Source organism: Radicibacter daui (genome assembly GCA_030657355.1).
GTDB lineage: Bacteria > Pseudomonadota > Alphaproteobacteria > Radicibacterales > Radicibacteraceae > Radicibacter > Radicibacter daui.
Map to the genome: position 1 here is coordinate 3,973,176 of CP131056.1, position 24,867 is coordinate 3,998,042.

24 protein-coding genes are annotated in these 24,867 nt (G+C 63.6%); 5 read left to right on the forward strand and 19 right to left on the reverse strand.

Translation table 11 applies throughout. The annotated features are described in order from the left end of the window. Positions 1 to 46: 46 nt before the first annotated feature. Positions 47 to 808 (reverse strand): DeoR/GlpR family DNA-binding transcription regulator, encoded by a 762-nt coding sequence (locus QTL98_RS18510; RefSeq protein ID WP_445679941.1) that lies wholly within the window; start codon positions 806 to 808, stop codon positions 47 to 49. Between the two features lie 100 nt (positions 809 to 908). Here QTL98_RS18510 and QTL98_RS18515 point away from each other — a divergent pair, with 100 nt between their 5' ends. From QTL98_RS18515 to QTL98_RS18525, 3 genes are all read left to right on the forward strand, one after another. Then, a complete protein-coding gene (locus tag QTL98_RS18515; protein ID WP_445679942.1) occupies positions 909 to 1,697 on the forward strand; it encodes an SDR family NAD(P)-dependent oxidoreductase in 789 nt (262 codons plus the stop codon). A 49-nt stretch (positions 1,698 to 1,746) separates the two neighbouring features. Then, positions 1,747 to 2,313, forward strand: coding sequence for an NADPH-dependent FMN reductase (locus tag QTL98_RS18520; RefSeq protein ID WP_445679943.1), 567 nt, complete (start codon positions 1,747 to 1,749; stop codon positions 2,311 to 2,313). Between the two features lie 125 nt (positions 2,314 to 2,438). Next, positions 2,439 to 3,461 (forward strand): aldo/keto reductase, encoded by a 1,023-nt coding sequence (locus QTL98_RS18525; RefSeq protein ID WP_445679944.1) that lies wholly within the window; start codon positions 2,439 to 2,441, stop codon positions 3,459 to 3,461. Between the two features lie 22 nt (positions 3,462 to 3,483). Here QTL98_RS18525 and QTL98_RS18530 read toward each other — a convergent pair whose 3' ends face one another. From QTL98_RS18530 to QTL98_RS18575, 10 genes are all read right to left on the reverse strand, one after another. After that, positions 3,484 to 4,467, reverse strand: a complete 984-nt coding sequence (locus QTL98_RS18530) for a PDR/VanB family oxidoreductase (RefSeq protein WP_445679945.1) — start codon at positions 4,465 to 4,467, stop codon at positions 3,484 to 3,486. 69 nt (positions 4,468 to 4,536) lie between these two features. Continuing rightward, complete coding sequence (locus QTL98_RS18535; RefSeq protein ID WP_445679946.1) at positions 4,537 to 5,271, reverse strand: GntR family transcriptional regulator; 735 nt, start codon at positions 5,269 to 5,271, stop codon at positions 4,537 to 4,539. Positions 5,272 to 5,305: 34 nt separating this feature from the next. Continuing rightward, positions 5,306 to 6,358 carry an aromatic ring-hydroxylating dioxygenase subunit alpha gene (locus QTL98_RS18540; RefSeq protein ID WP_445679947.1) on the reverse strand — a complete coding sequence of 351 codons (1,053 nt, stop codon included), beginning with the start codon at positions 6,356 to 6,358 and terminating at the stop codon, positions 5,306 to 5,308. Between the two features lie 170 nt (positions 6,359 to 6,528). Further along, positions 6,529 to 6,903: a cupin domain-containing protein gene (locus QTL98_RS18545; RefSeq protein ID WP_510637499.1), complete on the reverse strand. Its 375-nt coding sequence runs from the start codon at positions 6,901 to 6,903 to the stop codon at positions 6,529 to 6,531. Continuing rightward, a complete protein-coding gene (locus tag QTL98_RS18550) occupies positions 6,903 to 7,577 on the reverse strand; it encodes a cysteine hydrolase family protein (protein ID WP_445679948.1) in 675 nt (224 codons plus the stop codon). The genes QTL98_RS18545 and QTL98_RS18550 overlap by 1 nt, the downstream gene beginning before the upstream one ends. 16 nt (positions 7,578 to 7,593) lie before the next feature. Then, positions 7,594 to 9,150, reverse strand: coding sequence for an ABC transporter ATP-binding protein (locus tag QTL98_RS18555; protein WP_445679949.1), 1,557 nt, complete (start codon positions 9,148 to 9,150; stop codon positions 7,594 to 7,596). Beyond that, a complete protein-coding gene (gene biuH / locus QTL98_RS18560; protein WP_445679950.1) occupies positions 9,147 to 9,854 on the reverse strand; it encodes a biuret amidohydrolase in 708 nt (235 codons plus the stop codon). Before biuH ends, QTL98_RS18555 begins: the two co-directional genes overlap by 4 nt. A gap of 16 nt (positions 9,855 to 9,870) precedes the next feature. Further along, a complete protein-coding gene (locus tag QTL98_RS18565) occupies positions 9,871 to 10,800 on the reverse strand; it encodes an ABC transporter permease (protein ID WP_445679951.1) in 930 nt (309 codons plus the stop codon). 3 nt (positions 10,801 to 10,803) lie between these two features. After that, positions 10,804 to 11,901, reverse strand: coding sequence for an ABC transporter permease (locus tag QTL98_RS18570; protein ID WP_445679952.1), 1,098 nt, complete (start codon positions 11,899 to 11,901; stop codon positions 10,804 to 10,806). 94 nt (positions 11,902 to 11,995) lie between these two features. Beyond that, positions 11,996 to 13,117, reverse strand: a complete 1,122-nt coding sequence (locus QTL98_RS18575; protein WP_445679953.1) for a BMP family ABC transporter substrate-binding protein — start codon at positions 13,115 to 13,117, stop codon at positions 11,996 to 11,998. Positions 13,118 to 13,559: 442 nt separating this feature from the next. Between QTL98_RS18575 and QTL98_RS18580 the strand changes: the two genes are divergently transcribed. Both QTL98_RS18580 and atzF read left to right on the forward strand, forming a co-directional pair. Beyond that, positions 13,560 to 14,282 carry a GntR family transcriptional regulator gene (locus QTL98_RS18580; RefSeq protein WP_445679954.1) on the forward strand — a complete coding sequence of 241 codons (723 nt, stop codon included), beginning with the start codon at positions 13,560 to 13,562 and terminating at the stop codon, positions 14,280 to 14,282. Between the two features lie 6 nt (positions 14,283 to 14,288). Further along, positions 14,289 to 16,127: an allophanate hydrolase gene (gene atzF / locus QTL98_RS18585; protein ID WP_445679955.1), complete on the forward strand. Its 1,839-nt coding sequence runs from the start codon at positions 14,289 to 14,291 to the stop codon at positions 16,125 to 16,127. Between the two features lie 121 nt (positions 16,128 to 16,248). Here atzF and QTL98_RS18590 read toward each other — a convergent pair whose 3' ends face one another. The 8 genes from QTL98_RS18590 to QTL98_RS18625 form a co-directional block, all read right to left on the reverse strand. Next, positions 16,249 to 17,364, reverse strand: a complete 1,116-nt coding sequence (locus tag QTL98_RS18590) for a branched-chain amino acid ABC transporter substrate-binding protein (RefSeq protein WP_510637500.1) — start codon at positions 17,362 to 17,364, stop codon at positions 16,249 to 16,251. Between the two features lie 126 nt (positions 17,365 to 17,490). Next, positions 17,491 to 17,835 (reverse strand): DUF6867 family protein, encoded by a 345-nt coding sequence (locus tag QTL98_RS18595; RefSeq protein ID WP_445679956.1) that lies wholly within the window; start codon positions 17,833 to 17,835, stop codon positions 17,491 to 17,493. A gap of 14 nt (positions 17,836 to 17,849) precedes the next feature. After that, positions 17,850 to 18,581, reverse strand: a complete 732-nt coding sequence (locus tag QTL98_RS18600) for an ABC transporter ATP-binding protein (RefSeq protein WP_445679957.1) — start codon at positions 18,579 to 18,581, stop codon at positions 17,850 to 17,852. Then, the gene (locus QTL98_RS18605) at positions 18,578 to 19,426 is read right to left on the reverse strand and encodes an ABC transporter ATP-binding protein (RefSeq protein ID WP_445679958.1); all 849 of its coding nucleotides are present in this window, start codon (positions 19,424 to 19,426) and stop codon (positions 18,578 to 18,580) included. The genes QTL98_RS18600 and QTL98_RS18605 overlap by 4 nt, the downstream gene beginning before the upstream one ends. Beyond that, a complete protein-coding gene (livM, locus tag QTL98_RS18610) occupies positions 19,426 to 20,736 on the reverse strand; it encodes a high-affinity branched-chain amino acid ABC transporter permease LivM (RefSeq protein WP_445679959.1) in 1,311 nt (436 codons plus the stop codon). Before livM ends, QTL98_RS18605 begins: the two co-directional genes overlap by 1 nt. Further along, on the reverse strand, positions 20,736 to 21,650 hold the full coding sequence (locus tag QTL98_RS18615) for an ABC transporter permease subunit (RefSeq protein WP_445679960.1): 915 nt from the start codon (positions 21,648 to 21,650) through the stop codon (positions 20,736 to 20,738). The genes livM and QTL98_RS18615 overlap by 1 nt, the downstream gene beginning before the upstream one ends. 213 nt (positions 21,651 to 21,863) lie before the next feature. Continuing rightward, on the reverse strand, positions 21,864 to 23,516 hold the full coding sequence (locus QTL98_RS18620) for a thiamine pyrophosphate-binding protein (protein WP_445682188.1): 1,653 nt from the start codon (positions 23,514 to 23,516) through the stop codon (positions 21,864 to 21,866). A 160-nt stretch (positions 23,517 to 23,676) separates the two neighbouring features. After that, a complete protein-coding gene (locus tag QTL98_RS18625; RefSeq protein ID WP_445682189.1) occupies positions 23,677 to 24,795 on the reverse strand; it encodes a Gfo/Idh/MocA family protein in 1,119 nt (372 codons plus the stop codon). Positions 24,796 to 24,867 lie beyond the last annotated feature (72 nt).

The following is a 24,867-nucleotide window of genomic DNA, read 5'->3' on the forward strand; positions in this document are numbered from 1 at the left end:
CGAAATTTTCGAAAGCCTAATCGCGCACTTCGAAATGCACAGCTGTTCATCGCCCGGTCTCGAGGATACGCACCTCATTCTCCTCGGCGATCCGCCGGATGGAGGGTACGTAGCACTCGTCGGTCACGAAGGTATCGACCTGCGACAGGTGGCCGATGCGTACCGGCGCCGTCCGCTCGAATTTCGTGGAGTCGGAAACCAGGATCACATGGCGGGCATTTTCGATGATCGCCTGCGCCACCTTTACCTCGCGATAATCATAGTCCAGCAGCGCGCCATCCTCGTCGATCGCCGAAGCGCCGATGATGGCGAAATCGACCTTGAACTGGCGGATGAAATCGACTGCGGCCTCGCCCACGATCCCGCCATCGGCATGGCGCAGCACACCGCCGGCAATCACCACCTCGATGGAAGGGTGCATACGCATCGTATTGGCAACATTGATATTATTGGTGATGACCATCAGGCCGCTATGCTGCAAAAGCGCCTGCGCCACCGCCTCGGTCGTGGTGCCGATATTGATGAACAGCGAGGCCGAGTTGGGGATGAGTTCCGCTGCCTTCTGCCCGATGGCCGCCTTCTCATGGCTGGCGATTACCCGACGGGCCTCATAACCCACATTCTCGACGCCCGAGGTCAGCACCGCGCCGCCATGAATGCGCGTCAGCAGCTTGCGGTCGCATAGCTCGTTGAGGTCCTTGCGGATGGTCTGCGGGCTCACCGAAAAATGGGCGGCAAGTTCCTCGACATTCACCCGGCCAACCTGGCGGGCAAAATCGATGATGGCGTTCTGACGGGCTTGCAACATGGTTGCGGCGCTTTCATTTTTTTCGAAGCCGTATAAAAACGAAACTAACGCCATTTTCGGAAATGTTACATCGAAAACAACGGGTGAGGGGGAGGAACGGATGACAAACCACGGATACGCCTCAAATCTTTTTGCCAGAGAGCAGGTCGTCGTTACCGGCGCACGCCGTGGAATCGGCGCTGCGGTGGCACGCGCGTTTCTAGCAACCGGCGCGCGGGTTTTCGCCCATAGCGGGATAACGAAAGCCGGCAACGAGGACGAGCTGCTGGCCGGGCTCGATGAAGAATCGCGCTCCCGCCTCACCCTCGCCGAGGGCGATCTGGCAAGCGAGGAAGGCTGCTTGCAACTGGCCGCCGCGATAAAGGCGGCCTTCGACCGGGTGGATGTGCTGGTCAACAACGCCGGCACCATGCTGGGCCGCAAGCCGGCGGCGGAGATGGATGCCGGCCATTATGCGCAGGTTGTCGACCTGAATGCCCGCTCGGCTGTGCTGCTGACCGGCGAACTCATTCCGCTGCTCGCGCGTTCCGGCCATGGTGCCATCGTCAACACCAGCTCGATCTCGGCACGCACCGGCGGCAGCCCCGGCTCTTCCGTCTACAGCGCGGCCAAGGCCTTCATCACCACCTGGACCCGGGCACTGGCCCGCGAGCTTGCCCCGCAGGGCATCCGTGCCAATGTGGTATCTCCCGGCACGATCATGACAGACTTTCACCGCCGTTATTCTACACCGGAGAAGCTGACGGCCACGGCGGCGGGAATACCGCTCGGCCGTCTCGGCACGGCGGAGGACTGTGCCGGCGCCTATCTTTTCCTGAGTTCCGCGACCCTCAGCGGCTACATCACGGGGCAGGTCATCGAGGTTAATGGCGGCCAGCTGATGGCATGAGCCTGAGAAATCGCCCCCGACAACGGCTTTGACAGGAGAGTTCAAGACAATGTCCCATCCCCGCCCGATCAAACTCGGCATTCTTCTCGGCAGCCTGCGCAGGGGCTCCTTCCATGGCGCTGTTGCCCGCGCCCTGCCCGGTCTTGCCCCGGATGGCGTGACAATCAGCCAGCTACCGAGCTTTCGTGACTTTCCGATCTATGATGCCGACATCCAGGCAGAGGGCATTCCCGGCCCGGTCGAACTGCTGGCCGAGGCCATTCGCAGTGTGGACGGTGTGGTGATCGTGACGCCGGAATATAATTATTCCGTACCCGGCGGCCTGAAGAACGCCCTCGACTGGGTTTCTCGTCTGCAGCCGCAGCCTTTTGCCGGCAAGCCCGTCGCCATCCAGAGCGGCTCCATCGGTCCCATCGCCGGCTCGCGCGCGCAGTATCACCTGCGCCAGATCATGGTCTTCCTCGACGCGCTGGTACTCAACAAGCCGGAGATCATGATCGGCACCATCCAGAGCAAGCTGGACGAAACCACCGGCGAGCTCAGCGACGAGACGACCCGCGGCTTCATCGGCAAGCAGCTGGAGGCCTTCGCCGCCTACGTGCGCAAGGTCGGCTGACCGCAACGCCCGCGGCCCTCTTTCTTGTGGCCCCCTTCGCGGACAGGCCGGCCCGGGCAAGCTAGTCTTGTTCAAGTCGGGCCAGCCCGCGGAGGGCACCCCACCGGAGGGAAGGGAAGCACTTCATGCGCTACAAGACACTCGGCAATTCCGGACTGCTGGTCTCGGAACTTTGCCTCGGCACCATGACCTTTGGCGGCAAGGGGTTCTGGACCGCCATCGGTGCGCTGGATCAGTCAGTTGCCGATGGCATCGTTGCCCATGCGCTGGAAGGTGGCATCAATTTCATCGACACGGCCGATGTTTATTCCGAGGGGCTGTCGGAGGAAATTACCGGCCGCGCCATCAAGAATTCCGGCCGGGCCCGCAGCGACGTTGTGCTGGCCACCAAGGTCTTCGGCAAGATGGGCGACGGGCAGAATGATCGCGGCGCCTCGCGCGGCCACATCATGGATGGCGTCAAGGCCAGCCTGAAGCGCCTCGGCACCGACTATATCGACCTCTACCAGATCCACGCATTCGACCCGTTGACCCCGATCGAGGAAACGGTAAGAGCGCTCAGCGATCTCGTCCAGCAAGGGCACATCCGCTATTTCGGCTTTTCCAACTGGCCAGCCTGGGCGCTGATGAAGTCACTCGGCATTGCCGACAAGGGCGGCTGGACACGCCCGGTTACCCTGCAGGCCTACTACACCATCGCCGGACGTGATCTTGAGCGGGAGATCGTGCCGCTGATGGAGGCGGAAAAGCTGGGCCTCATGGTGTGGAGCCCGCTGGCAGGCGGCCTGCTGTCGGGCAAATACAGCCGGGACGGCGGCGGCCCGGAAGGCTCGCGCCGGGTCAGCTTCGATTTCCCGCCGGTCAACAAGGAGCGTGCGTTCGACTGCATCGACGCCATGCGTCCGACAGCCGAGGCGCGGGGCGTCTCCGTTGCCCGCATTGCCCTTGCCTGGCTGCTTCACCGCCAATCGGTGATGTCCGTCATCATCGGGGCGAAAAACACCGACCAGCTGGCGGACAATCTCGCCGCCACCGAAATCCGCCTGACGGCGGAAGAGATGACCGCGCTCGACAGTGTAAGCGCACTGCCGCCGGAATATCCGGGATGGATGATTGCCCGGCAGTCCGGCGACCGCAAAGCCGGCTGACCGGGTCCGGAACAGCAGGCGGCTATTCGGCCGCCTGCTGCCCCCGGTAACCGACATCCACCGAGACGCTGCCGCGCACCACGCGGGAGACGCAGGCGCACATCTTGCGGTTCTGCACCTGCTGCTCGCCGCTCAGAAACACATCGCGGTGGTCGACAATGCCATCGCAGCCGAGGATATCGACGGCACAGAGCCCGCACTCCCCGCGCAGGCAGTCATACATCATCTCCACCCCCGCCTCCTGCAAGGCGGCGAGCATGGTCTTGTTCTCCGGCACCACCACCTCGCGGCCGAGATTGGGCACGCGCACGGTAAAGGCCTCGGCGGCGTAGCGGCCGCTGTTGCCGAAGGTCTCGTAGCGTAGCTTGCCGGCCGGCCGGCCGCTACCGGCCCAGGCGCGTTTCACCGCCTCCAGAAGGCCAATGGGCCCGCACACATAGGCTTCGCCCTCCGGGTGCAGGCGGGCAATTTCCGCCGCCACATCCAGCCACTCATTCTCGGCATTGCTGAAGGTGGCGAGCCTGTCGCCCAGCGCCGCAGCCAGCAGCCCGGCATAGGGCATGTCATCCCTGCTGCGCGCGGTGTAGACCATACGCATCGGCGCTGCCTGTCCGGCAAGCGCGAAGGCCATGCCGACCATCGGCGTAATGCCGATGCCGCCGGCAATCAGCAAATAGTCCGGCCGCCCGAACCCGAGCTCGAAATGATTGCGCGGACGCGTCATGCGGATGCGCGCGCCGGGAGCAAGGCTCCACATATAGCGCGAGCCGCCGCGACTCTCCGGCAACAGCTTGACGGCAATGCGATAGACCTCGCCTGGCCGGCCCACCAGCGAATAGGAACGCGTATCGGGCAGCCCGTCGATCAGCACGGAAAAGTTCACATGCGCGCCGGGGCCATAAGCCTCCACGCCGCCTTCGGGCACCAGCTCGATTTCCCGCACCGTGCTGCCAACATCAGCCACGGCACGCACGGTGGCATCCAGCCATTCCTCATGAAAACGCATCGTCCACCTTCCCTAAACGTTCTTTTTTGTCTCTTTTTATAAGCGTGCTTCTGTTTTTGAGGCTTCAGGTCAGACCGCTGCTGCCAGCCGGAAAAGCGAGGCTCCCGGCACCCTCTCAAAGCCCTGCCTTGTGTTAAGGGCGATCTCCAGATTGCGGCGGGCCACACGCGAATGTTCCCGTGCCAGCGCTTCCGCCCGCGTGCCTTCACCGGCCGCCACCGCCTCGACGATGGCGCGGTGATGCTCCTGCGCGATCACCAGAATCTCGCGCGATTCCGGCAGCTCCGACTGTACAAAGACAAAGGCATTGGGCGAGGCGAATGGCAGGGTCATGATCTGGTCGACAGCGCGCTGCACCACCCTGCTGCCGGAAAGGGCAATCAGCTCGGTGTGGAAACGCTCATTGAGCCGGACATAGTCGTAGAAATCATCGCCCGACAGCCGGTGCCGGCGGATGAGCGTATCGAGGGCGCCCACGCAGTCGCGGATTTCAGCAAGCCGCTCGCGCTTGCCCTCCGGCCGCCGCTCGGCGGCGAGGCGGGCAGCCATCCCCTCCAGCGTGCCGCGCAGTTCGATAGCGTCGAAGATTTCCGTCTCGGTAAAACCGCGCACGGCGTAGCCGCCATTGGCCGTTACCTCGACAAGCCCTTCCGCCTCCAGCTTGACGAGCGCCATGCGCAGCGGGGTGCGGGAAACCCCCAGCTTCTCCACCAGCGGCAGTTCGGAGAGTTTTTCACCCGGCGGCAGCTCACCGCTGAGGATGAGGTCGCGCAGCTCAAGCAGGGCCTTGACCGTCTGGGACATGGGGAACCTCTTTCGTCGCTATCGGCAAGCCGGCCTATTCAGCCGCCACGAGGCGCGGTCCGGCTTCTGCTTCCACCATCTGGTCGATCAGACGGCGCGCCCACATGGCGCCGGCATCAATGTTGAGGTTGTAGAATTCCCGCCCCGGATTGTCGTCGATGGCCTGCTGCTGGGCTTCCAGGATCAGTTCATCCTCATGGAAGATGCGCGTGACACCCTCGCGCAGTTCCGCCGTCCGCCGCTGGGACTTGAGGTCGTAGTTGCGGCAGAAGGACCAGAAATAAAGGCAGGTCTTGTCCGTCTCCGGCGTGATGGTGTTGAGCACATAGCCGTTGACGCCCTGGCTGCGGTCGCCTCCCGGCGCCCCGGTGCCGGCCGGCGCCACGCCAACATCGATATTGACGGTGCAGGGTGCCTGGAAGGTGATGATCTGCCAGCGGTCAACCGGACCCGGCTTGCCAAGCTGCGCGGCCCAGAAGGGCGGCGGCTCGATGCCTTCCATCCAGCGCGCGACGGTGACGGAATTTTCGCCGTGATAGGTATCGAACGGCGCCTCGGCCACCGCCTCGTTGCCGATGCTGGAGCCATGCACGAAGGTTTCGTGCGTCAAATCCATCAGGTTGTCGACGACCAGGCGATAGTCGCACTTCACCCGGATAACCTTGCCATCACCAGCCCAGTCGGGATCGTGATTCCAGTGCATGTCCGGCACCCTGGCCGGATCGGCCAACGCCGGGTCTCCCATCCACACCCACAGGAAACGGTGCTTTTCCACCACCGGATAGCTGCGCACGCAGGCGGAGGGGTTGATGGTTTCCTGCGACGGCATATGGGTGCAGCGGCCCTCGCTGTTGTATACAAGGCCGTGATACCCGCACACCAGCTCATCGCCCTTGAGCCGCCCCTTCGAGAGCGGCAGCAGCCGGTGCCAGCACGCATCCTCCAGCGCCACCGCCTTGCCGTCGGAGCGGCGATAAAGCACGAGTTTCTTGTTGCAGATGGTGACGGGCTTCAGCTCCCGCCGCAAATCCACATCCCAGGACGCCACATACCAGGCGTTCATCGGAAAGGGGGGCTTTTCCGCCATCGTCCTCACTCCCATTAATCGCGCGGATCTCAAAACGGTCCGCTTTAGGGAAATGAGGATACATTTTTGAATTTCTGTATACAGAAAATTTGAAAATCAGCGGAAACACCCCCTCCCAGAGCCGTCCGGCGTGCTGTTTCGGACAAAACTGAATACAGAAACCGGAAGACTCAGGCTTCCAGCATCTCCACGGCACGCTCCCAGATGAGCAGGGCGATACAGCCCTCCCGGCTGCTAACCTTGTGCTCGCTGCCCGGCGCATTCACGACCAGCGTGCCGACGGGGTAGTGGCCGAATTCATCCTGCTGGGCACCTTCCAGCACCAGAATATGCTCATAGCCGACATGGCGATGGCGCGGCACATCGGCGCCGGGTTGATAGCGCAGGAAGGCCGCAGCCGGCCCGCCGCCCTCCGTGCGGTAAAGCCAGGCAGCCTCCACGCCGGGGCGGAAGAATTGCCAGTCGAGCGCGGCACGCCGGGCGGGGTCGTCAAGGATGGCAGCCAGAACCTGCATGCCAGCAGGAAGCGAGGCGGTATCCGGCATCAGACAGTCTCCAGCGCAGCAGTAACGGCAGCCAGCGGCGCGGCCCAGCCGACGATGCCGCCCTGCGCCACAATCATCTCGATGGCGGCTTTCTTGAATTCAGGGAAGTAACTGGCTGTCGCTTCCTCCACCAATAGCCCCTCATAACCCCGGTCATTGGCCTCGCGCATGGTGGTCTGCACGCAGACTTCCGTGGTTACGCCGGCAAAGAGCAGATGGGTGATACCCAGATTGCGTAGCACGCTGTCGAGCCCGGTGGCATGGAAAGCGCCCTTGCCGGGTTTGTCGATCACCACCTCGCCCGGTAGCGGCGCCACTTCCGGCACAATCTCGCCGCCCGGCTCTCCAGCGACCAGAATGCGCCCCATCGGCCCTTCATCGCCGATGCGCAAAGACCCGCCACCGCGCCGGCGCTTGGCGGGCGGACAATCGGCAAGATCGGGGCTGTGCAACTCGCGCGTATGAATGACCGGCAAGCCGGCCTTTCGGGCCGCCGCCAGCAGGGTGGCGGTTGCCGCGATGCTCGGCGCCAGCTGGGAGACATCGTTGCCGAGCGCCGCCCCGAAACCGCCGGGCTCCAGAAAGTCGCGCTGCATATCGATGACGATGAGGCCGAGCTTTCCCGTCGGCGCTTCGAAGCCATAGGGCCGCGCCTTGATGGCGATGGTTGTCATGCGCCCTTCCCTTTCCTCAATGCCCGGCCATGGCGCGGCCAATGGCGACCCGGTCGGCACCCGCCGTCGGCACCTCCAGCGCAATCGCCCCATCCGACATCACCAGCAGCCGGTCGGAAAGCTCCAGCAACTCGTCCAGATCCTCGCTCACCAGCAGCACCGCCGCACCGCGATTGCGCGCCGCCATGATCTGGCCGTGGATTTCAGCCACCGCCGCAAAATCGAGCCCGAAGACCGGATTGGCGACGACAAGAATATCCACCGCCTCCCCCAGTTCCCGGCCGAGGATCGCGCGCTGCACATTGCCGCCGGAAAGGGTGCCGATGGCGGCGTCCGGCCCCTGCGTCTTGACGTTATAGCGCTCGATAAGGGCAAGCGCCGCCTCGCGGATCGCCTTGCGGCTCAGCCATCCGCCCCGCCTGCTGCTGAAAGGTGGAGTGTCAAAGCGGCGAAAGGCCATGTTCTCCGCCACGCTCATGCGTGCGACGCTGGCATTGCGCAGCGGCTCCTCCGGCAGCAGCGCCATGCGGTGACGGCGGGTTTCCTCCCGCGTCGCGCCGAATTTTTCGCCATGCACCAGCACCTCGCCGGCGCTCGCCTTGCGCTGTCCGGCCAGCACTTCAACGAGCTGGATCTGGCCATTGCCGGAAACACCGGCAATGCCGACGATCTCGCCGGCCTTCACGGCAAAACTCACCTCGCGCAGGGCATCGGTGCCGGAATCATCTTCCGCGCAGATGCCCTTAAGCTCCAGGCGGGTATGGGCGTCGGCAGGGGCGGCCAGGCGGCTGACGCTGCCGGCAACTTCCTTTGCGCCGATCATCAACTGGGCAAGATCATCAATGCCGAGATCGGCAACGCTTCCGCCGCCCACCAGCTTGCCCCGGCGCAGCACCGACACATCGTCGGCAAAGGCCGTCACCTCACGGAACTTGTGGGTGATGATAAGCACGGTGATATCCCCGGCTGCCGCCATCTTGCGGATGAGGCCCAGGATCTCGTCCGCCTCCCCTGGCGTCAGTACCGAGGTCGGCTCGTCGAGGATGAGGAAGCGGCTGTCGAGATAGAGCTGCTTGAGGATTTCGGCCTTCTGCTTCTCGCCGGCCGCCAGCAGCGCCACCGGCCGGTCGAGCGGAACGCCAAAGGGCATGCGGGAGAGAAACTCTTCCATCACCCGCCGCTCGGCTGCCCAGTCGATGATTGCCGGCACATCCGCGCGCGCCATCACCAGATTTTCCAGCACCGTCATGCTGGGGACGAGGGTGAAGTGCTGATAGACCATGCCGAGGCCGAGCGCATGGGCATCGCGCGGATTGCCGATCTCGCGTTCGCGATCTTCCACCACCACGCTGCCTTCATCGGGGCGGTAGTAGCCCATGATGCATTTGACGAGCGTGCTCTTGCCGGCGCCGTTTTCGCCCAGCAGCGCATGCACCGTGCCGGGGCGGATGCGGATGCTGACGGCATCGAGCGCGGTAAAGCTGCCGAAGCGCTTGGTGATAGAGACGGTCTCCACCGAAAGCGCGCGCGGCGCGGCGGCTTCGGGTGGAGGCGGAGGAAGGATGGCGTTCATGGCAGCGCCTCGATGATCGCCGCCGAACTGGAAACGCTGCCGAACACACCGCCCTGCATCTTCACCATCTTGATGGCATGGGCGTGGTTGGCCGGGTCCGTCGCCCCGCAGCAATCTTCCACGATCACGCACTCAAAACCGCGGTCATTGGCTTCGCGCATGGTGGTGTGCACGCACACATCGGTGGTGATGCCGGTGAGGATGATGTTCTCGATGCCGCGCGTGCGCAGGATGAGTTCAAGATCGGTGGCGCAGAAGCTGCCCTTGCCCGGCTTGTCGATGATGGGCTCGCCGGGCAGTGGCGCCAGTTCCGGAATGATCTCCCAGCCCGGCTCTCCGCGGACCAGAATGCGCCCGCAAGGCCCGGGGTCGCCGATGCCGGCGCCGATCTGGCGCGAGCGCCAGCGTTTGTTGGCCGGCAGGTCGGAAAGGTCCGGCCGGTGGCCTTCGCGGGTATGGATGATGTGGTAACCCTTGGCCCGCATGGCGGCCAGCAGCTTGCGGATCGGCTCCAGCGGTGCCCGGGTCAGCGAGAGGTCATAACCCATCTGGTCGACATAACCGCCGGGGCCGCAGAAATCGGTCTGCATGTCGATGATGATGAGGGCGGTGTTCTCGGGACGCAGGTCGCCATTGTAGGGCCAGGCATAAGGTTCGGCGGCGACGTAGTGGCCGGCCTTCTGATCAGGACTGATCTGGTTCATGGCGGAAGTCTCCCCTTTAGCGGGTCACGCTGAGTTCGGCGGGCGCCCCGGCAAGGCGCCGGCGCGAGGAGGAAGACGCCACCATGATGATGAGCGTCAGGATGTAGGGGGCAGCGTTGAAGAGGTAATAACCCTGCGTCACGCCCACGGCCTGCAAGGCCGGCCCGAGCGCACCGGCCCCGCCGAAAAGCAGCGAGGCATAAAGGCAATAAAGCGGGTTCCAGCGCGCGAAGATGACGAGCGCCACGGCGGTGATGCCCTGCCCGCTGGAGAGTCCCTCGTTCCAGCTGCCGGGGTAATAGAGCGAGAGGAACGAGCCGCCGATACCGGCCAGAAAACCGCCCGCCACCGTTGCCAGCACCCGCACGGTATTGGCGTTGTAGCCCATGGCGCGGGCAGCATCGGCGCTGTCGCCCACCATGCGCACGATGAGACCCCAGCGCGTATTGCGAAACGCCCACATCATGGCCGGCGCCAGGATAATACCGACGATGAAGAGCGGATTGATCTTCAGCGCTTCCTGCACCTGCGGAATGTCGCTCCACCAGCCGAAATTGATCGAGGGCAGATTTTCCACCGCCGGCTGAATCAGCGGCTTGCCGAGGAAGAAGGCAAGCCCGGTGCCCAGCATCATGAGCGCGATGCCGAGCGCAATGTCATTGACCTTGGGCAGGCTGCACAGCACCCCGTGCAACAGGCCGAAGAGCGAGCCGACGACGCCCGCCGCCAGCACGCCAAGCCAGAGCGAGCCGGACAGCCAGGCAACGCCGTAACCGCTCATGGCCCCCATCACCAAGGTGCCTTCAAGGCCGAGATTGATGCGGCCGCTGCGCTCGGTCAGGCACTCGCCGAGGCTGACAAAGAGAAAGGGCGTGGAGACACGGATGGCACCGGCGATAACCGCCAGTGGCACCCCGACCCACCCGATGGCTTCAGGCGTTGCCATGGTTCAGCTCCTTTGCGGGCGAAGGCGCAGGAAAGAGGCCAGCGAAAGCCGCGGCACTGCAAGGCGCCCATAGAGCATTTCACTTGCCAGCAGCACGACGAAGAGGATGCCCTGCAGCACCAGTACTGTGGCATCGGGCAGATCGAGCCGGCGTTGCAGCAGTCCGCCGCTTGCCGCAATTCCGCCCAGCAGCACCGCCACCGGGATAACGGCGATCGGGTTCTGTCGGGCGAGGAAGGCAACAAGAATGCCGCCGGTGCCGTACCCCGCCACCAGCGAGGCATTGGCCCGGCCTTGCACGGCCGCCACCTCCACCATGCCGGCAAGGCCGGCAGCCGCGCCGCCAAGAAAGGTAACCGCCAGAACGAGAAAGCCGACCGGCAGGCCGACAAGTTTGGCCGTGCGCGCATTGCCGCCCACGATGCGGGCGGCAAAACCGAAGCTGGTGTGGAACATCAAAAGCCAGGTCAGCACGCAGAAGATCAGGCCGAACACCAACCCCCAATGCACGTCCATGCCGGGGATGGTGCCGATCATGTAGACATCGCCTATAGCGCCGGTGGAGGGTTTGTTGAGGCTGGCCGGATCGCGCATCGGCCCTTCGACCATCTGGTTCATCACCGCGATGGCGATGTAGCTGAGCAGCAGGCTGGCGATGGTTTCATTGACGCCGCGCCAGTGGCGCAGCGCCCCGGCCAGCGCCACAAAAAGCCCGCCGGCTATCATGCCCGCCAGCGCCATGACCAACTGGGTGAGGAAAACCGGCGCCCCCATGCCGACCAGCGGCAAACCTGCGGCAACAGCCACCAGCCCGCCCATCACCAGCGCCCCTTCGGCACCGATGATCACCATGCCCATCTGTGCCGGCAGCGCCGTGCACAGGGCGGTCAGCAGCAGCGGCGCTGCGCGTTGCAGGGTATTCTGCAGCGAAAACCAAGTGCCGAAAGCCCCCTTGTACATGAGGGCATAAACTTCGAGCGGGTTCACCCCGGCAAGCGCAACGAACCCCGCAAAAAGCAGGGCACTTGCCAGAATGGCAATGAGCGGCACCAGCAGGACCTCCACCGGCCCGCCGGTGGCCATCTTCGCAACAATACGCATGGGTGGGGGCCCTCCTTTATCGGGAAAGCGCCCCGGACTGCCGCCTCAATGAAGGCAGCAGCCCGGAACCGGTTGATAGCGCGAAGAAGAGAAATCAGGAGGTCGAGCCGACGACCCCTTCCACCAGATAATCCATGGATTCGAGCGCGATATCGGTCTGCCCCTGCGACACGCCGCTATCGATCACCATCTTGCCGGTGTTGCTCTTGATCGGGCCCTTGTAGATGACGAAATCGCCGGCCATGAACTTGTCGTAGACGCTGTCGGCATGCTTGCGCGCCTCGTCCGAGACCGGAGCGCCATAGGCGGAGCGTTTGACGATGCCTTCCTTGAGGCCGCCGCGCAGCATGTTGGGCACCTTCTCGCCCTTCTGGATCATGGTGACGTAGTCGGTATAGACCTTCTCCCAGTTCCATTCGGCGCCGGTGAGATAGCCCTTGGGGGCGAGCGCCGCCTGGCTGGCATGATAACCGCACACGAACATGCCGCGCGTCTCCGCCGTCTCGACCAGCACCTTGGGGCTGTCGACATGGCAGGTGATGACGTCGATGCCCTGGTCAGCAAGGCTGTTGGTGGCTTCCGCTTCCTTGACCGGCATCGACCAGTCGCCGGTGAAGATCACCTGGGTGGTGATCGTCGGGTCGACCGAGCGGGCGCCGAGGGTGAAGGAGTTGATGTTGCGCAGCACCTGCGGAATGGGCTTGGCGGCAACAAAACCCATCTTCTTGGTCTTGCTGGTATAGGCAGCAACGATGCCGGAGAGATACTGCGCCTCGTCGATATAGCCGAAATAGCTGCCGACATTGGCGGGCCCGCCCTCTTTCCACAGGCCGCCGCAATGCAGGAAGGTCACGTCCTTGTATTTGGGCGCAAGCTTCAGGATATGCGGGTCGTAATAACCGAAGGAGGTCGGGAACAGGAGGCTTGCACCGTCGAGATTGATCATGCTCTCCATGGTCTTCTCGACATCGATGGTCTCGGGCACCTTCTCCTCTTCGACCACCTTCACCCCGGCCATCTTCTTGACCGCGGCGGCGCCTTCAGCGTGCGACTGGTTGTAGCCATAGTCATCGCGCGGGCCGACATAGATGAAGCCGATGGTGAGCGTGGCGGCGCGGGCGGTGCCGAAGCGCAGGCCGGAGGAAAGTGCCCCTCCGATACCGAATGCGGTGGCGCCCTTGAGCAGGGAGCGGCGGTTGATGGCACTGCTGGTCATGGCAATGAAGTCCCCTCAGCAAGACATTGAAGCCAGTCGGGCGGCCCCCATCAGCGTCAAGCGCTGCCGGTCGCTCCTGTCGGCCATATTGCATGCAATGTGCCAATGACTCATTTTTTCATTTATCTAATTGATTTTTAAAGATTTAAATAAAATTGCATATTTTATATGCATTCCATAAAACAGACTTACTGAGCAAAATTTAGACTTTTTGGAATTTGCATTCTGATTCATGGTTATTTTTTAAACACAGCCGTTCTGAAAAATCGACCTGTGGAACGACAATGTCCTTGATAACCGCCATATGGCGTGCCTTTTGCTACGGGAGATCAGCCTGAAGAGTGCCGATTAAATTGCATGCAATCTTCACGGCGAGATTGGTGCGCTGCGGCAACTGCCCTAAGCTGACACCGGACAAGTGAGTGACAGAGGGGCCATGTTGATGACGCCAGAGGGTATGGAACAGGCAGCTCCCCCCCGCCTTGCCAGAGGTGCGCAGTCCGGCGATATCGCCCGCCTGGTGGCGGAGCAGATCGTGAGCGGCCAGATGGAACCGGGGCTGCGGCTGGATGAACATGGCCTCGCCCGGAGCTTCGGCGTCTCCCGCACACCGGTGCGCGAGGCGCTGGGCCAGCTTTGCGCCATGGGCCTTGCCGAACGCCGACCGCACCGGGGCGTCTTTGTTGCCGCCCTTTCGGTCACCCGCCTGCAGGACATGTTCGAAACCATGGCCGAGCTGGAGGCCTCCGCCTCCCGTCTTGCCACCCTCAACATGACGCCGGCCGAACGCCAGCAGCTGGAGACCATGCATCTGGATTCCGCCGCCCTCGTCAAGGCCGGGGCGATGGAGGCCTATGCCGCCTTCAACATCGAGTTTCATCAGGCGCTCTATGCCGGCAGTCACAACAGCTTCCTGCTCGAGCTGGTGGAGGCGACGCGCAACCGCCTTGCCCCCTTCCGCCGCGCCCAGTTCAGCGTGCTCGGCCGCCTTGCCCATTCCTATGAGGAACATGATGCCGTCGTTCGCGCCATCCTGCGCGGCGACAGCGACGCAGCCGCACGGGCCATTCGCGCCCATGTGCTGACCGTCAGCGCCGCCTCGGCAGAATATGTCTCCACCTACGGCCCCGGCTTCGGCGACAAGGGCCCGGGAGATGCGGAGTAATCAAGCATGAGCGACCAGCGGCCCGATCTTGCCATCCCCGCCCTGCGCGATGCCTATCGCGGCGGTACGCTGACCCCGGCCCGTCTCGTTCCCGAGCTTATGGCCGCCATCCGCCGCCATGCCGAAAGGGACCCGGCCGTCTGGATTTACCTGCGCCCGGAAGCCGACATCCTTGCCGAAGCGGAGGCTCTTGCCCGGCAGGGGGCCCAGGCCTTGCCACTTTACGGCATCCCCTTCGCCATCAAGGACAATATCGATGCCGGCGGCATGCCAACCACGGCGGCCTGCCCGGAATTTACCTATGTGGCCGGCAAAGATGCTGCCGTGGTGGAGCGGCTGCGCAAGGCCGGCGCCCTGCTGATCGGCAAAACCAATCTCGACCAGTTCGCGACCGGCCTTAACGGCACCCGCTCCCCTTATGGCGCCCCGCGTAACCCGCTTAATCCCGAGTTCGTCTCGGGTGGCTCCAGCTCGGGCTCGGCGGCGGCCGTCTCCGCCGGGCTCGTCAGCTTCTCGCTGGGCACCGACACGGCCGGCTCCGGCCGGGTGCCCGCCGCCTTCTGTAATCTCATCGGCCTCAAACCCACGCGCGGGCTCATTCCGGCAACCGGCGTGGTGCCGGCCTGCCGGTCACTCGATTGCGTCTCGATTTTTGCGCTGACGGCGGATGATGCCGCCAACGTGCTTGCCATCGCCGCCGGCCCGGATGCAGGCGATCCCTATTCCCGCCCGGCGCCCGCAGCCGCCGGCATCGGCGCCCTGCTGACCGAACCGCCCGCCCGCTTCACCTTTGGTGTGCCCCGCGCTGCCGACCTTGCCTTCTTTGGCGATGAGGAAGCGGCTACCGGCTTCTCTGACGCCGTGCACCGCCTCTCAGCCCTCGGCGGTGAGCCGGTCGAGATTGATCTCACGCCTTTTCTGGAGACGGCCCGCCTTCTTTATGAAGGCCCCTGGGTCGCCGAACGGACGGCCGCAATCGGCGATTTTCTGGCGAAGAACCCCACCGCCGGCCATCCCGTTGTACGCAGGATCGTGGAAGGCGGCGTGCCGGCCACGGCCGTTTCTGCATTCCGTGCCCAGTACCGGCTCGAAGAGCTGCGCCGCCTCTGCGATGCCAGCTGGCGCACGCTCGATTTCATTCTGACCCCTACTGCCGGCACCAGCTACACGGTCGCGGAGATGGAGGCGGACCCGATCCGCCTGAACAGCAATCTGGGCTACTACACAAACTTCGTGAACCTGCTGGATTATGCGGCCATCGCAGTGCCGACCGGCCACATGCGGGGCGGGGCCGGTTTCGGTGTCACCTTCATCGCCCCGGCCTTTACCGACCCCTGGCTGCTGAGCCTTGCCGATGCCCTGCACCGGCAAGCGGGCCTGCCAGCCGGCGCCACCGACCGTCCGCTGGCCCGCCCGGCGGCCCGTCGGCCCGCGCCGCTCGCCGGCCCCGGCCGCATCGCCGTTGCCGTCGTCGGAGCGCATATGCGCGGCCTGCCACTCAGCCGCCAGCTTACCGAAATCGATGGCCGCTTCATCCGCGAAGCCCGCACGGCGCCTTGTTACCGGCTCTACGCCTTCGATGCGCTGATGCCGGCGCGACCCGGGCTTGTACGCACGGCGGAAGACGGCGGCGCCATCGCACTGGAAATCTGGGATGTGCCCGCTGCCGCCTTCGGCGGGTTCGTGGCCGGCATCGGCTCCCCGCTCGGCATTGGCCGCATCCGCCTGGAAGATGGCGACGAGGTTGCCGGTTTCCTGTGCGAGGCAACCGCCATCCGCGGCACCCGGGAAATCACCGCCCTTGGCGGCTGGCGCGCCTACCTGGACACGGTCGCTGCAAGGTAGGCCGGCGCCCGGCTCATCAGACATTCCGCTCAAAGAGCGCAAAAAGAACGGGGCGCCGACAATCGGCGCCCCGTCCCCCCGTCTTGCCCCAAAAGGAAGGGGGCGCGAAGCCCCCTGCCTCTTAGCTCTTCACGTAGTCGTACTTGCCGCTCAGCCACTCATAGACAACGTAGCCCGGGAGGGTAACGTCGCCCTTGCCGTTGAAGGACAGCTTGCCCAGAACGGTGTCGAAGCTCATGCCGCTCTTCAGCACTTCGGCAACCTTCTCGGCGTCGGTGGTGCCAGCCTTGGTGGCAGCCTGCACGTAAACCTGGATGGCGGCGTAGGTGTAGAGCACATAGCCTTCCGGCTCGACGCCGGCAGCCTTGAACTCGGCAACGACGCTGGCAGCAGCCGGGTTCTTGCGCGGGTCGGGCGAGAAGGTCATGAGGGTGCCTTCGCCGGCGTCGCCGGTGATGGCCCAGTACTCGTCGGTCACGAGCGCGTCACCCGACATCAGGGTGGCCTTCATGCCCTGGTCGCGCATCTGGCGCACGATAAGGCCGGCTTCCGGATGGTAACCACCGACATAGACCACATCGATGTTCTCGGCCTTCAGCTTGGACACGAGAGCGGTGTAGTCCTTTTCACCGGCGGTGTAGGCTTCGTACATGGCCGGCTTGCCGCCGAGGCCCTGGTACGTCGCCATGGTGGCATCGGCGAGGCCCTTACCATAGGCCGACTTGTCGTGCAGGAAGGCGACCTTCTTGCCCGCGAAGTGGTCCATCAGGTACTTGCCGGCAACTTCGCCCTGCTGGTCGTCACGACCGCAGACGCGGAAGGTGTTCCAGCTGCCTTCGTCGGTGTACTTCGGATTGGTCGAAGCCGGGGTGATCTGCAGCACGCCCTCTTCGGAATAGACGGCGGAAGCCGGGATCGAGGAACCCGAGCAGAAGTGGCCGGCCATGAAGACCACGCCCTTGCTGACCATCTGGTTAGCAACGGCGACAGCCTGCTTCGGGTCGCAAGCGTCGTCGCCGACTTCCAGCGTCAGCTTGCCACCGAGCAGACCGCCGGCAGCGTTGAGGTCCTTGACGGCCTGCTCGGCGCCAACCTTCATCTGCTGGCCGAAAGCGGCGTACTGACCGGTCATCGGACCGGCGGTGCCGATCGCGGTGTCAGCCGCGTGAGCGGAGGTCGCCGCTGCGGCGAGGAGGCCCGCCGTGGCGAGGGCTCCGAGGAGAGACTTCTTGATCATCTGAACCTGCTCCCAGTTCTTGTTGCCTAACCCTGACTGTCGGTCCACCGCCGGTGCGGCGGAACCAACCCCTGTAACCGGTTGCCCAGATTACCTTTTTTAACGGAAGAGCGCGCGTCCTTTATCTCAGGACGTTTTGTCCTTCCAGGTAAACGGGCCGGTTTTTTCGTAAAGCCAGCGATACTGCGTCGTCATCTGCTGCGTGCGCTTGATGCGGTAACCCACAAGCCCGACGATCAGCAGCCAGACGAGATCGACCAGCCAGTAATGCAGTGAAAACAATGTGCCGTGGAAAAGCGCGAAGTGGATGAAGCGCACGAACAGCGACAGGATGAGCATGTAAAGCCCAAGCTGCCAGACCGGGCGCCACGTCATCGCAACCGCGCGGCCCGCCATATAGGCAGCGCCGCCCGCCAGCACGATGGTGACCAGCAGAAAATCCGCCAGCGACAGTTCCCAAAAGATACCCATGGCCGGATTTCCCCTTAGTGCTTTCCGCCTTCGAGATAGGCAGCGCGAACCTCTTCGCTCTCCAGCAGTTCCTTGCCGGTGCCGCTCATGGTGATGAGGCCGTTGACCATCACATAACCACGATGGGCGAGCTTGAGCGCGTGATAGGCGTTCTGCTCGACAAGGCAGACCGTCAGGCCCTGCGTCTTGTTGAGATCGGCCACCACCTCGAAGATCTGCTTCACGATGAGCGGAGCCAGGCCGAGCGAAGGCTCGTCCAGCATCAGCAGTTTCGGCCGGCTCATCAGCGCGCGGGCGATGGCCAGCATCTGCTGCTCCCCGCCCGAAAGCGTGCCGCCCCGCTGGGACTGACGCTTGCGCAGGATGGGGAACAGCTCGAACATGCGCTGCAGATCGGCATCGAAATTTTCGTAGCCGATGGTCGCAGCACCCATCTGCAGGTTTTCCAGCACCGACATGCGCGGGAAAATGCGCCGGCCTTCGGGAGACTGCGCAATCGACATGCGCATGATCTCGAAGGTGGGCATGTTGGTAATGTCGATGCCGTTATAGGTGATGGTGCCGGTGCGGGCCCGGGGGTTGCCGCAGATGGTCATCATCAGGGTCGACTTGCCGGCGCCGTTGGCACCGATGATGGTCACGATCTCTCCCTGATGCACGTCGACGTCGACGCCCTTCAGGGCAATGATCTTGCCATAATAGGTCTGGACCCCACGGACGGAGAGAAGCGGTTCTTTAGTGCTCACAGCCCCACCTCCGCTTCGACAGCCGCGACTTCCTCGTCATCCACGCCCAGATAGGCGGCGATGACCTTGGGATCGCTCTTGACCTCGGCCGGGCTGCCGTCGGCGATCTTCACGCCGTAATCCAGCACCACGACATGATCGGAAATTTCCATGACCACGCTCATGTCATGCTCGATGAGCAATACCGAGGTCTCATGTTCCTTGCGGATGAACTGCAACAGGTCGTTGAGTTCAAGGCTCTCGCGCGGATTGAGGCCGGCAGCCGGCTCGTCGAGGCAGAGAAGTTCCGGCCCGGTACACATGGCACGGGCGATTTCCAGCCGGCGCTGCGCACCATAGGGCAGATCGGCAGCAGCATCGTCGGCACGGTCGATAAGGCCGGTCTTGTCCAGCCAGTACCGCGCCAGTTCGACGCCCTCCTTCTCCGCCTGGCGGAAACCCGGAATGCCGAGAATGCCGCCGAAGGTGAACCAGGACGCCCGCATCAGCGGGTTGTGCTGGGCCACCATCAGGTTTTCCAGCACCGTCATGCCGCCGAACAGGCGAATGTTCTGGAAGGTGCGCGCCACCTTGGCCGTGCGCGAGATCATGAAGTCCGGCATACGCTCGAGAAGGAAATCCTCCCCGGTCGTGCGGTGCATGGTCAGGCGCCCTTCGGTGGGCTTGTAGAAGCCGGTGATGCAGTTGAAGACCGTGGTCTTGCCGGCACCGTTGGGGCCGATAAGGGCGGTAATGTCACCGCGCCCCACGGCAAAGCTCAGATCGTTGACCGCCACGAGGCCGCCGAAGCGCATCGTGATGTGCTCGACTTCGAGCACCGGATTGGTCGTCCAGTTTTTGCTCATCAGCCGTGCCCCTGCGAGATGTTTTCCGCCCCGATGGTTTTTCGGGCCTTGAGGAAGATCGACGGAGTACGGGTGGAGATGAGACCGCGCGGGCGCCAGATCATGATCAGCACCATGGCAAGGCCGAAGACCAGCATGCGGTACTCGGCCATTTCACGGAACACTTCAAAGCCGCCGATCATCACCGTGGCCGCGATCACCACGCCGATCTGGCTGCCGAGGCCGCCCAGAACGACGATGGCGAGGATGATCGCCGATTCCATGAAGACGAAGCTTTCCGGCGAGATGAAGCCCTGGCGGGTGGCGAAGAACGCTCCGGCAAAACCGCCGAACATAGCGCCCAGCGCAAAGGCGGTGAGCTTGGTGCTGACGGTGTTGATGCCGAGCGACCGGCAGGCGATCTCGTCCTCACGCAGCGCTTCCCACGCACGGCCAACCGGCAGGCGGCGCAGCCGCATGATTATGGCGCAGGTGAGCAGCGCCATCGCCAGGATGACGTAGTAGAGGAAAATCACGCGGTGGTCGGAGGAGAAATCGAGGCCGAAGAAATCGGCAAAGCCGCCCGCCCCCCGCTTGAATTCCAGACCGAAGAAGCTGGGACGCGGAATGCCGGAGATGCCGTTGGGCCCGCCGGTAAAGTCCGCCCAGTTGAGCAGCACCACGCGGATGATTTCACCGAAGGCGAGCGTCACGATGGCGAGATAGTCACCGCGCAGGCGCAGCACCGGGAAACCGAGGACGATGCCCCAGAAGGCCGCCAGGATGCCGGCCAGCGGCAGGCAGATCCAGAAGGAGAAGCCGAAATAGTGGGCGAACAGCGCGTAGGAGTAGGCGCCCACCGCATAGAAGGCCACGTAACCAAGGTCGAGCAGGCCGGCCAGGCCGACAACTATGCTGAGACCCCAGCCAAGCATGATGTAGGTGAGAACCAGCGTGCCGAGATCGACCACATAACGGCCGCTGAAGGTCGGCAGCAGCACGGCGATCACGATCAGCGCCGGGCCCAGATAACGCCCGAGATTGAGCGATTTCGACGGCGCCAGCTTGAGGCCCTTGAACAGGCCGGTAACCGGCGTGCTGGTCTTCCACACGAAGATGTTGAGCAGCAGCCGGCCGACGAACACCACGGCGACGGCGGCGAATACCAGCGGCCAGCGCTGGACGATGCTGAGGCCACCGATATCGGTGACGGTCTGCAGGCCCATCATCGGGCCGGCAATGGCAAGGGCGACGACAGCGGCGATGACCGCATCCTTGAAGGACGCAGCGACGCGGCCGCCAGCCGGAAGGGCAGTAGCGGTCACGATCATCACACCTTTTCGACTTCGGGACGGCCAAGCAGGCCGGAGGGCAGGAAGATCAGCACGATCGCCAGGATCGAAAAGGCGGCCACGTCCTTGTATTCAATGGAGAAGTAGGCCGACCAGAAGGTCTCGATAAGGCCGATCAGCAAACCTCCCAGCATGGCGCCGGGCAGGGAGCCGATACCGCCCAGAACGGCAGCGGTGAAGGCCTTAACACCGGCAACGAAGCCGATATAGAAGTCGATCACGCCGTAATAGAGCAGGTACATGACACCCGCGACGGCAGCCAGCGCCGCGCCGATGACGAAGGTCGTGGAGATGGTGCGGTCGACATTGATGCCGAGCAGCGCCGCCATCTTGGCGTCCTGCTCGCAGGAGCGCTGGGCACGGCCGAGCGGCGTCTTGGCGATCAGCAGCGAGAAGATGATCATCAGCACCACTGTTGTGAGCACGATGATAATCTGCACGTAGGAAAGGTTAACCGTGAACCCGTCATGCTCCATGAGCTTGAAGCCACCGGTGATTTGCGGCGGCAGCGGCTTCACGCGCGCGCCCTGCACCAGCTGGACGAAGTTCTGCAGCACGATCGACATGCCGATGGCCGTGATCAGCGGTGCGAGGCGGAATGATCCGCGCAAGGGCCGGTAGGCAATGCGCTCGATGGCCCAGCCATAGACGGAGGCCAGCACCATCGCGGCAATCAGCACGATTACCAAGATCAGTGGGATCGACGAGACGCCGAGAGCAAGAACGGAAAGGAAAACAATAAGCGCCAGGAAGGAGCCGACCATGAAGATATCGCCGTGGGCGAAGTTGATCATGCCGACAATGCCGTAAACCATTGTGTAACCAATGGCGATGAGGCCGTAAATTGAACCTAGCGTTATTCCATTGATAAGCTGCTGCAGGAAATATTCCACTGCATTACCTCTATTTGCCAACCCTGTGCCGCCGCTGCTTGTTGCAGCTGGCTTGGTTTGTGGGACGCTTCAGCGCCTTTCGACGGAGAAAGATGCTATGACGGAGCGTATCCCTACAATCACTTTGTTAGGATTTGGACAAACAAAGTCGTTAAATCCCGCCGGTCCCGGCATTCAGGGATTTTTCTGGATATAATCCGACCGACGCCGGTTTCATCCGTTTTTTCCACGTCCACTGAGCGTTGAAGTAGGCGTAATCGCATCCGGATCGAGGAAGACGTGGAGAATCGACGGCACCCCCGTCGCAACCGCCCGCTCGAAAGCCGGGGCAAAATCCTCCGTCCGTCGCACCGTCTCGCCATGGCCGCCATAGGCCCGGGCCAGCGCCGCAAAATCCGGGTTGCGCAACTGCGTCGCAACCACTCGCCCGGGATACTCACGCTCCTGATGCATGCGGATGGTGCCGAACATGCCGTTATCGACAACGACGGTGATGATGGCCGCGCCTTCTTGCACCGCCGTGGCGAATTCCTGCCCGTTCATCATGAAGCAGCCGTCGCCGGCAAAACACACCACCACCCGTTCGGGATGGCGGATCTTGGCGGCCACCGCCGCCGGCAGCCCATAGCCCATCGACCCTGAGGTCGGGGCAAGCTGCGTGGCATAGCGCCGGAAGCGGTGGAAGCGATGCACCCAGGTGGCGTAATTGCCTGCTCCGTTGGTGAAAATGGCATCCTCCGGCAGGTTGGCCTCCAGCCAGCTGATCACCTCTCCCATCTGCACTGCGCCGGGAATGCGGGCCGGAGGCGTGGACCAGGCGAGATAGTCGGCATGCGCCCGCGTCGCCTCGCCCTGCCAGGCGACATGATTGGGTTGCGGCAGGGCGGCGGCGGCGGCCGAGAACGGGCCCGGCGACGCATGGATGGCAAGCGTTGGCCGGTAGACGCGCCCCAGCTCTTCCGCGCCCGGATGCACATGGATGAGCGTTTGCCGCGGTTCGGGGATGTCGATGAGCGTATAGCCGGAAGAGGGCATCTCGCCCATGCGCCCGCCCACCAGCAGCAAGAGATCGGCCTCCTTCACCCTGGCCGCCAGTTTCGGATTGATGCCAATGCCCACATCACCGGCATAGTTTGGGTGCAGGTGATCGAACAGCATCTGCCGGCGGAAGGAAACGCCGACCGGCAGCTGGAAGGCTTCGGCAAAACGCCGGATATCGGCAACAGCCGCCTCGCTCCAGCGAGAGCCGCCGAGGATCATGAACGGGCTGCGGGCCGCCAGCAGGCGCTGGTGCAGCTCTTCCATGGCGCCTCCGCCGGGAAAGCTCTCGACCGGCTGATAGGGCGCGACCGGCACCGAAACCGGCACCACTTCCGTCAGCATATCTTCCGGCAGGGCCAACACGACGGGTCCGGGCCGGCCGGAGGTCGCGGTGTGGAAGGCGCGGGAGACGAACTCCGGTATCCGCGCCGCGCTGTCGATCTGTGCCACCCATTTGGCGACCTCGCCGAACATTCGGCGATAGTCGATCTCCTGAAACGCCTCGCGCTCCAGCATGTCGCGCCCGACCTGGCCGACAAAAAGCACCATCGGCGTCGAGTCCTGACGGGCAATGTGCAACCCGGGCGCCGCATTGGTTGCGCCCGGCCCACGGGTGACCATGGCGATACCCGGCCGGCCGGTCAGCTTGCCCCAGGCTTCCGCCATCATGGCCGCCCCGCCTTCCTGACGGGTAACGGTCACCGGGATGGCGCTGTCATAAAGGGCATCCAGCACGGCCAGATAACTTTCCCCGGGCACACAGAAGGCCCGTTCCGTGCCCTGTGCCTCCAGTGCCTCGACCAGCAATTGCCCGCCGGATTTCATCACCTTGCCCGTTTCCATCCCTGTTTCCCTTTATTTTGCATTGCCGGTCATTGGCGCCGGCTCCTGATCATCGGGAACAAGCCCCTTAAAGGTCAAACGAACAAAAAGCCCCGCCGGGGGTTGCCGGCGGGGCTTTTTGTCCAAGGGAACAATGTCGGGCTCAAACCATGGCGGCCACGTCGCCATCCGGCTCGGGCAGCGGGCCGGTCGGAATGACCGGATCGATGGATTCCGGCAGCCGCACGGCGCGGGCGCCGACGGCCTGCGGGCTATAACAGGCATCGATTATCTGCTGCAGGTCGGCAGCATGCCGGAAGTCCGGCACCATCGGCCCGCCCTCCAGCACCGCATCGACGAAACGGACATAGTTGGTGGCGACCGGCGGGCAGATCACCTCCCGCCAGGCTTGGCTATGCACATCCGTCCCGTTACACAGACGCAGCTGCGTGGAAGCCACGCCATGCTCCAGCTCCAGCGCCCCTTCATCGCCAAACACGTGCAGGCGCAGCGTATTGGCATAGCCGGTCATGAAGCGGCTGGCATGGATCACCCCTACCGCCCCGCTCTCGAAACCAACGGACAGGATGGCGCTGTCATTGGCGTCCAGCGTGTAGTCGCCGATCCTGCCGCCCTCGGCCTTATCAAAGGTAATCAGGCGAGATTGGACGGAGACGATGGGCTCCCCCACCGCAAAGCTGGCGAAGTCCAGAATGTGAATGCCGACATCCCCCAGCACGCCGCGCGAGCCATGCCCCTCGGAAAGGCGCCACAGCCAGCGCGGGTCGGTGCGCCAGTCCCCCCACTGGTTGCCCACCAGCCAGCTCTGCCGGTACGAGGCCTCGATGTGCCGCACCCGGCCGATCTCGCCGGCGGCAATCAGCTCTTTTGCCTTCTCCAGCGCCGCCACGTTGCGGTAGCTGAGATTGACCATGTTGATAAGGCCGGCGGCATCCGCCGCGCGCGCCATTTCGTCGGCCAGCGGGTAGCTGTCCGCCAACGGCTTTTCGCAGAAGACATGCTTGCCGGCGGCCAGCAGTTTCATGGTGGTGGGATGGTGCACGGCATCGGGCGTTACATTGGCGGCGGCATCGAAGCCGCCCCACGCAATTGCCTCATCAAGGTCGCCAAAGGCGTTGGGAATACCCTGCGCGGCGCAGAATTCTTCTGCCCGCTGCTGGCTTACATCCACACCGCCTACCACGTCGCAGCGCGGGTCCGCGGCAAAGGCAGCGACGTGATTGGCCGCCATGCTGCCGGTGCCGACAATCAGAAGACGCAGTTTTTTCATCGCATCAGTACTTTCCGCCAGAAAGCCGGCCCCCTTCCCTTGAAAAGGGGCCGGTCCGCCTGA